The organism is uncultured Cytophaga sp., assembly GCF_937863595.1.
In the GTDB taxonomy this organism is placed as follows: Bacteria; Bacteroidota; Bacteroidia; order Cytophagales; family Cytophagaceae; genus Cytophaga.
In genome coordinates this window covers 15,596-31,509 of record NZ_CALMGQ010000014.1, presented here as the reverse complement: position 1 = coordinate 31,509, position 15,914 = coordinate 15,596, and the positions used below count along the sequence as shown (strand labels likewise).

The following is a 15,914-nucleotide window of genomic DNA, read 5'->3' as shown; positions in this document are numbered from 1 at the left end:
AGTCGTTGTTTTAAAAAATATAAATTAACCCAAGGATTCTATCAAAACAAGCGATCTTCTAAATCAAAAGGTAAGACATAATTCATTCGTTCAATACCGATACTATACGGAATGACGGTAAACTCGCCATTGATATACCAATAGATTTGTCTTGAAATAGGATGTTCAGACTTGTAATAGGTTTCATCTGTAAAATGAACCAGAAATTCCATTCCTACTTCTAAGGATAAGTCATCTTCAATAGGCTTGCATAAAAAGGTATCTTTGTCTGGTAATGCCACAAGTGCCCCATGCGTACCTTGCAAGGCTGGATATTCTTCTAAATATAAAACTGCAGAGGTTTTAAAAGCGTCCTCACCAGAAAGAGTTAGCATGCCTGCATTTGGATGCCCTTCATACGGAATGACAACACGATGATATGTTTCTTGAATATTCTTTAGTGCTCGATCAAATAATTCTTCTTCTGATATTTTCCAATCAGCTGCATTTGTTCTTAATACGTGCTCAATAGATGAGGGATAATCTAATACTAAAATAGTCTTCGTGTCGTCCAACATTTCACGCACATAAAATGCATCTTCTGGAAAAGTCTCTAAATCTACTTTTCGAATGATTCGTAAAGATAAATAACGAGCAAATGCCTCGTACCCCTCTTCTTCCTCCACAGCAGATTTGAATACATAGGGTTCTTCAGCAGGTCTTGTTGTAGTTAGCGGATGTAGTTGATCTCTTTCACCGTGTGTTATATCAGCATCTGCTTTATCAGCAGATGTTTTTGAAGGGTAAATAAAACCTAGATACTTTTTAAAAAAGCCTTTCATTAGAGCTCGTTAATTATACTGCAAGATACAACAGGATTGCGCATTTTACAGAAAATATAAACGAAGACTTGTTTAAGTATTTTAAACATATTGGCAAAAAATTTTTATTCCTTGTTATTTAGATACTTATAAAATATAATAATTCAATTTTCTATTAAAACATTCTTGTAAATACCATACCTTTATACCTTATAAAACAACTATGAAAGACAGACTATTAGAACATTGGGATATTAATTATTTGGTTTCGTTTCTGTATATCTTTTTAGCAGAATCTGATTTTGTTATTAATAAAGAAGAAGCAATCGCATTAAACGATAGTTTGCACAATACATTAGTACGTGTATTTTTTCAAACGGAAGAACAAAAAGACGCCATCATTAAAGAAGTGAATGCATATACGCATACACTAACTGAAACACAAAAAATGGAACTTGTAGAGACCCTCGCTAAAAAAATCGACATCCCTTTTGATGTATACGAATTGATTGTGCAAGAATTAAATAAAATTGCAAAAAGCGATAAATATGTATCCGTTGAAGAACATTCCTTGCTGTTCTATATTAGATTGAAATTGAATAAAGATTATGATGATAATTAAATGAAAAAAGACTACATCTATTGTAGTCTTTTTTATTAAATGCCATTATCTGAAAATTCGCTAAAATTCATAAGAAAATTTTAGCCCCATCATTCCAGTAGGAAGTGTTCTACTCTTGGTTTCGTTTTTATAAGTATATTGGGGACTGGTGTTAGGCCAGCCATTATAATAATTTTGGTTGTATTCGGAAACTACATATGAGTCGCTAATGGTGTTGATGCCTATGCCTACATAATAATCCAAAATGATATTTTTACCTAAATAAAATAAATACCCGTAATTAAATGTGAAGCTATTAATTTTTTTATATTCTCCCATAGCGCTTGGCAGAGGATTTCCTTGGTAAGTTATAGCATCATCTGCGTAATACCTGTGACGATAGCACAGCGCCAAATAGGATCCTTCAAAACCATCATCTTGAAGATATACTTTTGGAGAAATGCTAAACGTGCGGCCTAATTTATACAATTTTTCATCGTCACTATTCGAATTTGAATTGGCCCTTCCAATGTCGACTATATTTCCTATATAGTTTTGATAGGTTACACCAACTGCTAGTTCAATACTAAATGTATTACCAAACATTCTTTCATAATACAAGGGATAATCGCCAATTAAAACGCCTAAGGGGTTTATTGAGAACTTGTTCCTTTTTAAGCTCTTAGTACTTTTTGAAGGTTGATATGAATCATATACCTTAATTTGACCTGAATTATCTGGTACTGTCTGTGCATGTGAGCCATAGCAGAACAGAATAAAAAATAATACCGATTTAAAAGGTTTCATTTGAATGGATTTTTTAGATATTTGTCAAAGTTACTTATAAATATAAACTAATATGAAAATTATTTTCGTTGCGTTTTCATTCCTTTTTGTAATTGCTTTTCAGCAATTGCATGCCCAAGATATTGAAGTGCGTTGGGGTGCGCCGAATAAAGTTAGCAGAGGGTCTTTGCCATCAGATGTGTTAGGTAAAGATGAATCTGGATTCTATATTTTAAAAGGCGTTGGTGTTAATACGTCCTTAGAAAAGTTCGATTTAAATATGAATTGGCTTTGGACCAAAGAGTTAGATGTCTATTTGACGAAAAAAGACAAAACGATTTTTGAAAATATCATTATTTCTAAAACAAAAATTATTGTTTTTTCAAGTTTGTATGATGGCAAAACCGATACAAAAAGACTTTTTGCCAGTTACATTTCAAAGGAAGGTTTGCTGGATCCAAAACTTTATGAAGTAAATTCATTTGACAATTTAGCTTCAAAAAAATCTGTAACCTATGATGTTACGTTGTCTGAAGATGAAAAGTCTATTTTAATATTTTCAAATTTTAAAGAAAAAAACAACGAAAAAGAAAAATTTCACTATAAAATAATCGATGAAAATTTCTTAGAAAAGGGTATGTCATTTATTGAATTGCCCTATAAAGGATCTAATACAACAATCATTGATTATATCATTGATAATGCAAGTAACATCCATTTGGTATATAGTGTAGATTTAAAAAGAGAAGAACTTAATAATAAATCAAATGACGATAAAATAGATTTCAATTATTATATTTTATCTTATTATACGGCTACAAAAGAATACAAAGAATATGACTTGCGTGTTGGTGATAATAAAATAACGGGCTTGTCTATTATCATTGATAAAGAATCACGGTTTATGTATGTGCCTGGATTTTATTCTGAAAAGAAATTAAATGCGTTAGCTGGTACCATTATTTCTAAGATTGATTTACTAAACAAAAAAGTAGTTTATGCGAAACAAAAAGAATTTGATGCTGCCTTCTTAGCTGTGGTATACAATAAACCCTTAGATGAAGAAGTCTCTGATCCGAATAAACCTGAAAAAAAGAAACCAAAAGCTACAGATCAATTATACAATTATGACATCGTTGATTTATTTGTAAACGATAAAGAAGAAGTTGTTGTAATTAGTGAGAAGTATTGGGTTAATGTTGTTACAACAACAACTACGAATGCGAATGGCGGAACCACAACAAGGACTACCTATTATTATTATTACAACAATGTTATGGTCACTAAATTCAACTCTAGTGGCGAGCGAGCATGGTGTTCTAACATTCCAAAATTTCAAGTGTCTACAGACGATTATGGCTTCTATTCTTCCATTGGCGTTTTTGAACATAAAGACATTGTGTATATTTTTTATAATGACAACCCAGTAAATGGTACAGAGTTTTCTCCAAAACAATACAGAACTAAAAATCCTCAGAAATCTCAAGTGGCTTTAATATCAATTGATGGTGACGGAAATTTGAAAAAACGTGTGTTAATGCCTGCTCCAGATAAAGGAAAAGGTATAGCGACACGACCGAAGTTTTCAGCTCAAGTAGACGACAATCAAGTTCTTCTATTAGGTTATTTATCTAGTGAATATAAAATTGGGAAATTGGAATTGAAATAAAGATTGTAGAATTAATAGTATCAAAAAAATGGGTGGCTTTGTATAAAGCCACCCATTTTTTTGATACTATTAATTCTTTACACATCAAATGAATCAACTATATCCAATTGATATAGTGATTTCATTAAATTGTGATGGAATTTTACAGGTCCATCTACCTCAATCACCAAGTATATCATGCCTTTGCGCTTCCCTTGATTAACAATTTTTGGACTTAATTTAAACGATTTGATCAATTGTTTAATCGATTGAATATTGTCTACATTATTGCCAAGATACAAGCGATAGATTTTTTCTCTACTTGTGCGATCAATGTATCGTTGTACCCAAGAAAAAGTAAGTAAAATAATTAATACCAATACCACTGAAATGATAGAAATCGCAAACATGCCAAAGCCCACCATCATACCAATTGCTGCTGCTGTCCAGATAACTGCTGCTGTTGTAATGCCTCTAACTGAACCCGTTTCTTTATAGATAACCCCTGCGCCCAAGAAACCAATGCCTGTAACAATCGTTGATGCAATACGTGTTGGATCTCCTTGTCCCATCAATGCTACAGAAACAAGTGTAAACAAAGTAGAACCGATGGTAATTAATATGATTGTTCTGAACCCAGCAACTTTACTTTTATACTCTCTCTCGGCGCCAATCAATGCGCCCAAGCACAAAGAAAGTCCAAGTTTTATCAACGGATAATCTATGTGCTTTAATTGTGATTCTATGTCTGCAATAATATCCATAGGTTATATTTTACTTAAAATTTTATTGGCACGACTTTTAAAACTCGGTGTGGCAAAAGGTAATTGGTCTTGAATAATTATTTTTAATTCTGATTGTAATTCCGGATAAGGCAACACTAAATTATATGCAACCGTCATGGCAAAAGCTTTTACAGCGAGTTCTTCCTTTGCATCCATAAGTCTTTCGAATACAATCTCTACCAATTTACCTTGGTTTTCTTCCTGAATGGACATCGTTTGCAACATCCTTAAACTATTTCTACGTATACTTCCGTGTATAGGTTTTTCTAAGGCTGCAATCAACTCTCTTTCGTAAACATAAAGCCATTCAGGTTTTATATCATACACCTTACTTACTACCCAAGATGCGCGTTGCGCGCATTTCTTATCTGGACTTAAAAATAAAACCATTAATTTTTTAAGATTCTTCTTTGATTCCAACACCCAATCTCGAATCTTCGTTGTATTCGAAAGGCTATGAGCTTCTAACAAGGAATCTTTTAAATTCATTTTAAAATTAATTATTCAAAAGAGAATCAAATACTTCTCCTAAACGAGATACTTCATGTAGTTGGATTGAAAAGCGTTTTTGATCCAAGCTCTTCATATTGTATTTAGAAATGAATATGTGCTTGAAGCCTAACTTTTCTGCTTCCGAAATGCGTTGCTCCACACGGTTTACAGCTCTGATTTCTCCACCCAAACCTACTTCTCCAGCAAAGCACATGTCCCCTGGGATTATTGCATCATTAAACGACGAAACCAAACTTACGCATACGGCCATGTCAAGCGCAGGGTCTTCTACTTTAATCCCACCGGCAATATTTAAAAATACATCTTGCGCACCAAAGCGCATGCCGCCCCTCTTTTCTAAAACGGCCAATAACATATTTAATCGTTTAGAATCAAAGCCTGTGCTGCTGCGTTGTGGCGTACCGTATGTTGCTGCACTCACGAGTGATTGTATTTCTATTAATAGAGGTCTATTCCCTTCTAGCGTTGCGCCTATTGCAATGCCACTTATTGGCTCGTCGCGTTGCGATAATAATATTTCAGATGGGTTGGTTACTTCACGCAAACCTTCTGCTGACATTTGATAAATCCCCAACTCGGACGTGGATCCAAAACGATTTTTTGTTGTGCGTAAAATACGATATGATAAATGTTGATCCCCTTCAAATTGCAATACCGTATCAACCATGTGCTCTAATACTTTCGGACCAGCCAAGGTGCCTTCTTTTGTAATATGTCCAATCAAGAAAACAGGTGTTCCACTTTCTTTAGCATACTTTAATAATTCGGCTGTACATTCACGCACTTGTGAAATGCTACCGGCTGCAGACTCGATAAACGCTGAATGTAAGGTTTGTATGGAATCAATAACCAACACTTCTGGCTGGAGTATTTCAATTTGTTTAAAAATATTTTGAGTAGATGTTTCTGTTAAAATATAGCACGCGTCCGAAGGTACTTCAATTCGTTCGGCACGCATTTTAATTTGTTGCTCACTCTCTTCTCCTGACACATACAATACTTTTATTGTAGAAAGTTTTAAAGCCACTTGCAACATTAACGTAGATTTACCTATACCTGGTTCGCCGCCAATTAATACAATTGAACCCGGCACAATGCCACCTCCCAATACTCTATTCAACTCGCCATCAGGTGTTACAATGCGTTGCTCTTGACTGTATGTAATTTCCTTTAAGTGACGTGGGCGTTGTGCTACTTTTGTAGAACTGCTATTCCAAGAAGTTTTATCTTCTTTCTGGATAATTTCTTCTACGTAGGTATTCCATTCGCCGCAAGAAGGACAACGGCCCACCCACTTTGGTGATTGTGCGCCACAACTTTGACAGAAATACGAGGATTTAACTTTAGCCATACATTTGTAATTAGGAACATACAAAGTACGAATAGTATAAATGAAAATGAAAAAAGGTTTTACAAAATAGTATTGAATGCCATTAAAATGTAGAAATTTTAAAAAACATTGTTCCTTATTTCCAATTATTCAATTGGTTTTAAATCTTCCCGTTGAAATGCTTTAAAAGGATTTTCCCAAATTACATCGAAAGCGAGGTAACTAACACTTTGAACATCCGCACCTCTACCGATTAAATCATTCATATAGCCTACATTAAAAATAAGCGAGGCATTTCTGGGGTCTACAGAATAATAAAAACAAAATCGTGCTTCTTTGTATCCAAAAGTAGACCAAGCAGTAGATGTATTCGAAATTTGACTCGCAGAAAATAAGGTTTCAAAGCTTGCGCTCAATCGGTGTACTTTATGGTTGTCTAAGGTAACGGCTGCTTGCAATCTAAAACGACTTCGTAATTGATATGGGCTTTGACTTGGATCAAAATCTGGTTTAAAGAAAGATCTAAACTCCTGCCTATAGGTTGCAACAAATTTAAATCTTTTTACTTTTAATTGATACATATACCTTCCATATACTCTGAACTCTTGAGAATGTGCTGGAGAAGCCGATTCGTAAGGCTCATGGTCGTTATATTCGTTTTGATTACGATAGCTAACTGCTGCAGAATAGCGCCAATGTTTGTGAAAGCTATGATAAAATTCTTGGTTGAGTACAAAAATAGCTTGCCTATAATACGGGTTTTGTGAAACAGGTCCACTAGTTCTTCCCAAGCCAACATAGGTAAAGGATTGTATCTTATTTGATGAATCTAGCGATTGTCGAATACCCAATGCCATCCAAGATGCGGTGTTAGATGCTCCTAGTCCTGGCGGACTAATTTGAGCTTTACAATAGGTAGTAAAAGCTAAATAATATAGCAGCAGTAATGAAAATAAAAGTATATTTTTTTGTCCCTTTTTCATATTGTTGAAATCTATATTCAAACATAGAAATCAAAACAGGAAACAATCTGGAACGATAAAAAAACGGACTGAAAATATTCAATTCGCTTTTTTATGATAAAACGGTAACGATTATTATTGTGTAAATTTATTTAATAATTGATACATCCATTGGTTTGTGCGAACAATATTATCGTCGTTGTAAAACGTTTCTTCTTTATGAATATAAGGGCCTTCAACCAATTCGTCTTGACAAAACTCCGTAATCGTTTTAATTGCTTCGCTGGTCATCTCCATGTGGAATTGTAAGGCAAGCACATTGTCACCATATGAAAATGCTTGATTGACGCATGCTTCAGACGATAATAAATGCGTAGCACCTTTTGGTAAATCAAAGGTTTCACCATGCCAGTGAAACACATCCATCGTGTCGGGCAAATCTGAAAACAGTTCGATTTTTTTAGCTGCAGGAGTTTTGCTAACAGGTAACCAGCCAATTTCTCTAAATGTATTTTTATAAACCGACGCGCCTAAAGCTTCCGCTATGAGCTGTGCTCCCAAACAAATTCCAATTACTTTCTTGCCACGCTCAATTGCTTTTTGAATCAATATTTTTTCTTGTTCCAACCATGGATATGCTTTTTCATCGTGCACACTCATAGGACCACCTAAAACTATTAATACATCAAACAATTCTACAAAAGGCATGCGCCCATCTTCATAAAAACGCGTTGCGGTAACTTTATTGCTAGGGCGTCTAACCCAATCTTCCATACAAGCAAGTCCCTCAAAAGGAACATGTTGAAAATAATGAATATTCATTCCAAATCAATTCTAAAAGGTATTTCTATAAAAATACATTTAAATGAGAGATAATTCAAATTTTTGATAGGAAGGGGCCTATTTGTACTTGTCTCCATTATCAACCCTTAAATATAAAGGTATTATTAGAAATGCTTCCTTGCCTTACTCTTGTTTCCAATTTAAAAGTCCGTGTGGTGTTATTTTATCCCTGAATTTTATTGCCTTATCTACGTATTCTGGATTGTTATCATCGGGCATACTCTCTGTAATGGTGACAATACATTGCCCCAGATTTGTTTGTACAATACTGTCTACATCTTTTATGGTGATAAGACCTAAAATATCTTGGTTTGGGAAATAATTGATCCAACCAATATCAAAACTTGTATTTTTCCCAACTACTTTCCTTGCAAAATCGAGGGTATAAATGCTGGCAAATTCAGCATTCCAAAACGCTGCAGTTACTTTTAATAGTTCAGAACAAAATTTCCAATCAAAAAATACATCCTCATTTACAGGTAAATCAATTTGGACGGTACTATGATTGTTTTTCAAATCATCGTTGTTTATTGAAAATTTTATAAGAAATTGATCATCTGTCTGTCTTTTTCTGTTTGAAATCCAAACCATAAAATCTCCTGTACTTTCATCCGTCCCATTTCCATGTTTGTCTAAATTTGTATAAGCCCAATCTTTATCAAAACATCCCTTATAAAACAACTCTTTAAAATTGCTGTAGTCTGCTTTAATGGGAGTTTTTTCCAAACCTGTCTGTAATATCAAAAAGTCCGCAAATTTGGGTTGTATTCTTTGAAGCAACTTCAAATATGCTTCTGCCTTCTCCGTAAATACTTTTACCGTAAGTGGGTCGTGCTTAAAATGTGCTCTAATTTTTAATTCTTTCATCCTTATTTTAAATTTACTACAACTTTAATATATGGCCATAATTCTTTGTCAACGCCATCAAAAATTAGTTCCTCTAGTCTTGCTTTTCCGGCTTCATTTGATACTTCCCACCTCGTTACCGTATTGTGTTCTTTCGCAATTTTTGCTTGCTTTGTCGCATCTCTAAATGCAGATTCTTCCATTCGGGTATTCTTTGGTGGATAGCCATTGTTCCAATCTTTATAATCAATAAATTCTTTTGTGTTGGGATCATAATCATCAAAATTTTTCTTTCCGCTTTTCATGTGTATCGTACCAACCCGATATTCAGACTTTGTGCCTGATTTATCAAATTGGTACTTCATACCTTTTCCTCTACGATTATATCCCTTTGTCCACTTGCCAGGTCCTCCCTCGCGTTGGCCTTCTATTTTAAATCTAGGTTTCGCAATTACAGCATCTTCTACTGCAATGGCAATTTTTCTGCCTATGCCTGTTGCCAATAAATCTTCGGCTAAGATACCTAAACCTTTCCCAATAATTTTACCGCCTATTAATATCCCAGCATCGGCAACTACTACCCATCCATTTTCTTTGTTTGGTTCTACTACAAAGGCTGCAGCGTCGGCCGCTATGGCTAGCTCAAAACTTACAGCAGCAACTTCCATGCATTCGACTGCCGCGGCAAACAAAAATGGAGTCGCTACAGCACCCACGCCTGTGCAAGCACAAATGATACCTGCAGTCCCTAATGCAATGGCGCCTACAAATGCCCACATAGAAACTTCTTTGGCTAGACTTGCACCTTCTTGTATGCCTTTTGCCATTAAATGATTGTCGGCATCGGCCTTTGTCATATGTATTTCCATCTTTCCAGATTTTGCACATTGACATTTACTACAGTCCAATAAGGGTTTAAATCCTGAAACTTTTAAGCCGCCGTCTAGCACATCTAACCACTGCACGGGTATTGGCATACACGGATACCCATCAACAGAACATACTCCAAAAGGTTGTATGTTTAACATTGGTATCAAATCTGCTTCTGTGGCGAAAAATTTGCCGTATAATTTAATCGTTTTGGGTGTTGAAGTAAATTGACTCGGAATAGCTCCTTTATCACAGGTAAGCCATACGCCACTGGGTATATATTTTTAGCCTGCCATGCCTTAGCTATTTAAAAATGTAAGCGTGTGTTGTTGTTCGTTCATGTAAACCCCAGCAACTTCTACTTTCAATACTTGCTTGGCATTTATAAACCAACCATTTTCAGCATCTACACAATAGTCTTCTTGATTTGTGAGCACAAGCTCAACTTTTGCTTTTAAAGAATCTTGCATCGTTTTGATCGTTGAATCAAAATCTGAACGTTTGAATTCAACTTCATTAATCACCGTATTGGTACATTCTATTTCTAGGTATTTTTTAGTTTCGAAATCTGAGAAAACGCCCCAGTCCCGAGTGCCTGATTTAAGCGTTTGTTTTTCTTTGGGACTTATTTGATAGGTAGATTTTAAGGGCAAATCAATTTGGTTGAAATAATTGTGAATGGTTTTATAATATTCGTACGTATAACCATATATTTTCCCATAATCTCTATTATAAATGCCTGAAAATAAAATACCATAGACGCCCTTGTTCTCTAATGCCGCTTCTATTTCTTCAACCTCTGTAAATTGTTTTTCAAAGGCGTCAAGAAAATCGTTGGCGTTGGGTTTGCTTTTATGTTTTTCAAATAATATTGGCCGAAGCTTTTTCCACTTCGAAAGAATTTCATCTATGTTTAATACTTCTTCAATAGAGCCATAACAATCGGTTCGAATGATAACTTTATTGGTTACGGTATTGATTTCTGCAATAAGCAGATTGAGTTCATCCGTGGCGGATTGGTTAACATCAGAGATGTCTACTTGAATTACATATCCTTCATGCGTGGTATGGCCATCTTCGTCTGTGTACTCATCAAGCCATTCTAAAAATGTTTGCTTTACCGTGCATGTGATATGGTTTTCAAAATACATATTTAGCACCCTCAATTTAGACTGTGTTTCAAATTGAAACGTACGTTCTTTAATGGTACTTTTTAACTCTATTATTGGATCTTGCATAGTCATTGATTTGTTATGAAATTCATATCTGCCTTTTCATTTATGTGCTAAACGTATAAACAACCATGATTAACTTTTAGTACTAATGAATCGTGAAATGAACAGCAAATAGAATTTGTCTTATTTGTTACGGCTTGATTTGCCTTTTTACGTTTTAAAAAAGCATTCCGAAAACTATGTAATAATACCTATAGTTTATTGAATAATAAACTATAGGTGGATGAATTTTGTTTTTGTTATCTTATGTTAATTGCTTACACGTTACATCATAGCTATTCCGTAAAATCAATTAACTTGTATCTATAGATATCAAGCCAAAACCTGTAAAATTTAGCTTTGAAGAAGCCCAAGATGAGCAGATTGATGCCCTCTTGAAATTGTTAATGGAAGAGCGCTTTTATGCATTATTCAAACTACGAGAAAAAATAATCATGCCATTTACTGATAGAAGAAAAACTTTCTTTTCACTACTAACTATACATATTTTTTGTTTTGCTATTATCGCTTTCATATTAAATTTCAGTAGTTCGCATACAACAACTTTCATTCTTCCCTTATTATTATATTCAATTGTATTTTTATTGGATGTGTTTTTTGTAGGATACGCATTTATAAAAAAGAGTCTTTTAAAATTTTACTACTTATTATTCCCTTTAATAACTTGGCTCTTTCTGTTTTTCATCTTTTTTATATAGTAATTAGATAATTGCTTTTAATCGATTTTATTTCTAATAGTATTTAAACTATATTCTTAACAAGCATTCCTTTCAATCTAGAATTGTGTACATAAATGGATGCTGAAAATTCTGTAAGCCTTTCTCAATAAATTATTTTATCGGTACGCTTTTTGCACAACTTGTTAGAATACATACAATTCGGTCTTTTTCTTCATATACACTATATAGAAGCAGAATATCCTATTGTAAATACGTAATTATATACATGTAGCTACCAATAAACCCGTATGTCACGGTTATTGGCATGCTATTTTCTGCAATCACTTAAACTCGATACATCATGCAAACGGTAATAAACAAACTTGACTTTTCAAGAATTCAAAAATGCATCAGTGATGCAAAACAAGCAAATTCAATCACTGTGGTAGAAGCCACAAATTTGATGAAAGAATTGCGACTAGGTCAACAATTGGAGCCTGAAGAAATACCTAGCGATGTGGTAACGATGAACTCCATTGTAAAAATTGCTTTTTTAGATTCTAAAAGAACAGTTGAATTTCAACTTGTCTATCCAGATAAAGCAGATTTAAAAAACAATAAAATATCCATCTTCTCTCCGATTGCTACGGCATTGATCGGTTATAAAGTCGGTGATGAAATTGAATGGTGCGTACCAGCTGGTATGACAAAAATACGTATTGAGGAAATTGTATTCCAACCTGAAGCTGCAGGACAATTTAATATTTAATTTAATATTCGTGGCTACTATATAGTTGGCCATGCCCGCATAATCTTTAATACATGCCGAAAGCCTGTGCAGTCGGGAACTCCAAATACAGCTACAATAGCTAATTCTTGTTTCTTATAAAATAAAACCCTTCTTATAAACGTATTTATAAGAAGGGTTTTATTTTATAAGTGGTTTATTTATTCTTTATTAGTGAAAATACTATTGAATAAAGAATATCTGATAGCTCGAATTTTTGTTTTAGTCCTTAAGCTTTATTAATCAAAGATGGACTGAATATCATCTTTGCTTAAAGCTTTAAAGAATGTTTCTTCAGAACTAATTAAATCATTTGCCAACTTCAATTTATTTTTCTGAAGGTTCAGTATTTTTTCTTCAACCGTATTCTTCGTAATAAATTTATAGGTGAATACGGTATTCTTTTGCCCGATTCGGTGCGCTCTATCTACGGCTTGTGCTTCTACTGCTGGGTTCCACCATGGGTCTAATAAGAACACATAATCTGCAGCTGTTAAGTTTAATCCAACACCACCTGCTTTCAATGAGATTAAGAATACACGTATTCCTTCCTCCTTTTGAAAACGATCTACTTCTGCTTGCCTGTTTTTAGTTTGTCCGTCGAGGTATGCATATTTAATACCTGCCTTGTCTAATTGTTTTGCATACAATTGTAAGTGCTTTACAAATTGAGAGAATACAAGAATTTTATGATCAAGATCCAACGCGTTATGAAGCATGTGATTCACATCATCCATTTTACCTGAACTTCCTTCAAACGCTTCATCTACCAAACTTGGGTGATTGGCAATTTGTCGCAATTTTGTTAAACCCTGAAGCAATAATATTTGACTTCCACCTAAGCCTTTTTCATCAATGGATTCCAGGATTAAGTTTCTATAATTCGATTTTGTTTTTTCGTATTCTTCCTCTTGCTCCGTTGTCATGATGCAATAATGCACGTTTTCAATTTTTTCAGGCAAGTCTTTTGCAACTTGTAATTTATGCCTACGAAGAATAAACGGCTTGATAATACTGTACAAGCGTTTTGTTTTCAACTCATCGTTTTTCTTTTCAATCGGATTTAAAAACTCATTTTTGAAAAACTGTTGTGTACCCAATAAGCCAGGATTAACAAAAGTCATTTGCGACCATAGATCCATGGTGCTATTTTCTACAGGCGTACCTGTAAGTATAAGTCGGTATTTGGTATTTAGTTCTTTAACTGATTTTGCGATAATGGATTCCGGGTTTTTGATTACCTGAGATTCATCCAAAATGGTGTAATAGAATTGATATTGTTTGAACAAATCAATATCTACACGGACAGTTCCGTAAGAGGTGATGATAAGGTCGTAGTCTTTAAACTGTTCAACATTTTTATCTCTACCTATTCCTGTAAAATTTAAAATTTTTAATTCAGGTGTAAACTTTTTGGCCTCCATTTCCCAGTTGTATACAAGGGATGTAGGCATGATAAGTAAACTTGCTTTCCCTTCGGCTTGTTTTTGCAACGATTGCAATAAGGCAAGAGTCTGTACCGTTTTACCCAAACCCATGTCATCAGCTAAGCAGCCTCCAAAATTATATTGATGCAAGAAGCGCATCCAATTATATCCAGCTTTTTGGTAGGCACGTAACTCTCCTTTAAATTCAACAGGCAAATCATAGTCTTCAATCTCTTGAAAGTCACGTAAGCGTTCCAATTTTTGATCCATGGATACATTCGCCAAACGATCCGATTGCAATTCTTTCACTAAAGCCATGTGGTGTTTACGCAATTTAAAATCGTCTGAATCTTGCTCCATAAACGAAAATAAATCTGAGTACTGACTAAACCATGCTTCAGGAATTACTGCAATTTCTCCATTAGGTAAAATAAATTCTTTTTTCTTTTTCAGTATGTACTGTTTTAATTTTAAAAATGGAATTTCAAATTCTCCAAACCGAACAACTGCATGAATATCGAACCAATCATTATTTTCTTTTACTTCTAGGCTAATGGAAGAACTGCCAACAAAATAGCGTTTGCCATCTTTTAAATTCTGGCGGATTACCAAGCCTTGTGCTTCTAGGCTTTCACGATTGGTAGCCAACCAAGAAAATATTTTTGATTTTTCTAAGGTAACTTTTCCGCTTTTAAATTCTAGATCTGAATTACGAAGTACATTCAAAAAGTTTTTTTCTTTTTCCGAATCTCGTTTTACTTTATGAAATACATACGAATCTTCCGTCTTCTCCATTTTTACAAATGATGGAGACAGTTTGTCAGATGAAAATATAAAGCTTCCGTATTGGAAATCTAGACTCAATAAAATTTTATTTTCTTCTTTAACTGCTACTGCTGCATTTCCTGTGTCAAATAAAGACGCTGGCGCTTTAGTGGTTGCCAATTCTGTTAAAGTCAATACGGGCTTAGGAGCATACTCCTCTGCATGTATGGTGAAACCCTTTGCATGTACATCAAAGGATGAAATGATTTGGGTAACAAATTTCTCATAATACATCTCTTCCATTTTACGTGGAACTAAGATGAATTTTTTATTTAAAAATGGTTTAAGCTTGTTGCCATCCACATCTTTATTAAAATGAAAAATTGTATTTTCAACCAACAACCATGCAGGTAAACTACACACAATGATTGCGTTCTTGTATTGAAAATCTACTTTTTCTCCGTCGTATTTTATACTTGGGAAATAATGGGTGTTGTCTTCATTGCGCATGAAGTGAAATAAGACATTTGCTTTTTTAGGAGCTATAGACAAGCGTTTCCAAGTAGGCTCGCCATCGTGCCCCATTTCAAAAAGGATTTTAGTTTCGAGCAAACACAAAATTTCATTCTTTCGAATTTCAATGTAAGAGCGTATCGCATCCTGAATTAATTCGTCGCCTTTTTCTTTATTGTATATTTTAAGAAAAAATTCTGGCGGGGTTATTTTTTTATTATAGAATTTTTTAACGACTGCTTCTTGTTGAATGGAGTCAATCAAATCTATCAATTTATAATCTACCTCGTCTAATTCACGTGCAAACTCATCTGCGTTTTTAGCGGAAATATTTTGATGTTTCAGCGTAAGTCTACGTTGATGATCCAATTGAATAACAAATGATTCAAACAGATATCCCAAGTATTCATGTTCGAACAATGAGTATATGATTTGAAATGGTTCGGTAGTTGATACTTTCACGCCTAGCTTGTTTAATTCCATTCATGAAAAAGAAACGTGATGACACTGTTTTCTCTTTATTTTCACTAAAAGGAATTTACAA

Annotated in this window: 14 protein-coding genes; 3 read left to right on the top strand and 11 right to left on the bottom strand. The window is 34.2% G+C overall.

The genetic code is table 11. From position 1 onward, the window contains the following. Positions 1 to 41: 41 nt before the first annotated feature. The gene (locus Q0543_RS01345; RefSeq protein WP_299247986.1) at positions 42 to 821 is read right to left on the bottom strand and encodes a hypothetical protein; all 780 of its coding nucleotides are present in this window, start codon (positions 819 to 821) and stop codon (positions 42 to 44) included. 202 nt (positions 822 to 1,023) lie between these two features. On the opposite strand from Q0543_RS01345, the gene Q0543_RS01340 reads away from it, so the two are divergent. Continuing rightward, on the top strand, positions 1,024 to 1,422 hold the full coding sequence (locus Q0543_RS01340; RefSeq protein ID WP_299247983.1) for a hypothetical protein: 399 nt from the start codon (positions 1,024 to 1,026) through the stop codon (positions 1,420 to 1,422). A 60-nt stretch (positions 1,423 to 1,482) separates the two neighbouring features. On the opposite strand, the gene Q0543_RS01335 is transcribed toward Q0543_RS01340, so the two are convergent. After that, positions 1,483 to 2,208: a hypothetical protein gene (locus tag Q0543_RS01335; RefSeq protein ID WP_299247981.1), complete on the bottom strand. Its 726-nt coding sequence runs from the start codon at positions 2,206 to 2,208 to the stop codon at positions 1,483 to 1,485. A gap of 52 nt (positions 2,209 to 2,260) precedes the next feature. On the opposite strand from Q0543_RS01335, the gene Q0543_RS01330 reads away from it, so the two are divergent. Next, complete coding sequence (locus Q0543_RS01330) at positions 2,261 to 3,856, top strand: hypothetical protein (RefSeq protein WP_299247978.1); 1,596 nt, start codon at positions 2,261 to 2,263, stop codon at positions 3,854 to 3,856. A gap of 77 nt (positions 3,857 to 3,933) precedes the next feature. On the opposite strand, the gene Q0543_RS01325 is transcribed toward Q0543_RS01330, so the two are convergent. The 8 genes from Q0543_RS01325 to Q0543_RS01290 all read right to left on the bottom strand — a co-directional run bounded on the left by Q0543_RS01325 (position 3,934) and on the right by Q0543_RS01290 (position 11,222). Beyond that, positions 3,934 to 4,599 carry an MgtC/SapB family protein gene (locus Q0543_RS01325; RefSeq protein WP_299247975.1) on the bottom strand — a complete coding sequence of 222 codons (666 nt, stop codon included), beginning with the start codon at positions 4,597 to 4,599 and terminating at the stop codon, positions 3,934 to 3,936. Positions 4,600 to 4,602: 3 nt separating this feature from the next. Further along, positions 4,603 to 5,109 (bottom strand): hypothetical protein, encoded by a 507-nt coding sequence (locus tag Q0543_RS01320; protein ID WP_299247973.1) that lies wholly within the window; start codon positions 5,107 to 5,109, stop codon positions 4,603 to 4,605. Between the two features lie 7 nt (positions 5,110 to 5,116). After that, entirely contained in the window at positions 5,117 to 6,484 is a 1,368-nt protein-coding gene (gene radA / locus Q0543_RS01315) for a DNA repair protein RadA (protein ID WP_299247970.1), read from the bottom strand. Positions 6,485 to 6,609: 125 nt separating this feature from the next. Continuing rightward, complete coding sequence (locus Q0543_RS01310; RefSeq protein ID WP_299247967.1) at positions 6,610 to 7,446, bottom strand: DUF2490 domain-containing protein; 837 nt, start codon at positions 7,444 to 7,446, stop codon at positions 6,610 to 6,612. Between the two features lie 114 nt (positions 7,447 to 7,560). Further along, positions 7,561 to 8,247 (bottom strand): type 1 glutamine amidotransferase, encoded by a 687-nt coding sequence (locus Q0543_RS01305; protein ID WP_299247965.1) that lies wholly within the window; start codon positions 8,245 to 8,247, stop codon positions 7,561 to 7,563. Positions 8,248 to 8,391: 144 nt separating this feature from the next. Further along, entirely contained in the window at positions 8,392 to 9,135 is a 744-nt protein-coding gene (locus Q0543_RS01300) for a hypothetical protein (RefSeq protein ID WP_299247964.1), read from the bottom strand. A gap of 2 nt (positions 9,136 to 9,137) precedes the next feature. Continuing rightward, entirely contained in the window at positions 9,138 to 10,262 is a 1,125-nt protein-coding gene (locus Q0543_RS01295) for a DUF4280 domain-containing protein (protein ID WP_299248074.1), read from the bottom strand. Between the two features lie 21 nt (positions 10,263 to 10,283). Further along, positions 10,284 to 11,222, bottom strand: a complete 939-nt coding sequence (locus tag Q0543_RS01290) for a hypothetical protein (protein ID WP_299247963.1) — start codon at positions 11,220 to 11,222, stop codon at positions 10,284 to 10,286. Positions 11,223 to 12,239: 1,017 nt separating this feature from the next. Between Q0543_RS01290 and rnk the strand changes: the two genes are divergently transcribed. Then, positions 12,240 to 12,647 carry a nucleoside diphosphate kinase regulator gene (gene rnk / locus Q0543_RS01285; protein ID WP_299247961.1) on the top strand — a complete coding sequence of 136 codons (408 nt, stop codon included), beginning with the start codon at positions 12,240 to 12,242 and terminating at the stop codon, positions 12,645 to 12,647. Between the two features lie 257 nt (positions 12,648 to 12,904). Here the strand turns inward: rnk and Q0543_RS01280 are convergent, their stop codons facing one another. After that, on the bottom strand, positions 12,905 to 15,853 hold the full coding sequence (locus tag Q0543_RS01280; protein WP_299247958.1) for an SNF2-related protein: 2,949 nt from the start codon (positions 15,851 to 15,853) through the stop codon (positions 12,905 to 12,907). Positions 15,854 to 15,914: the final 61 nt, after the last annotated feature.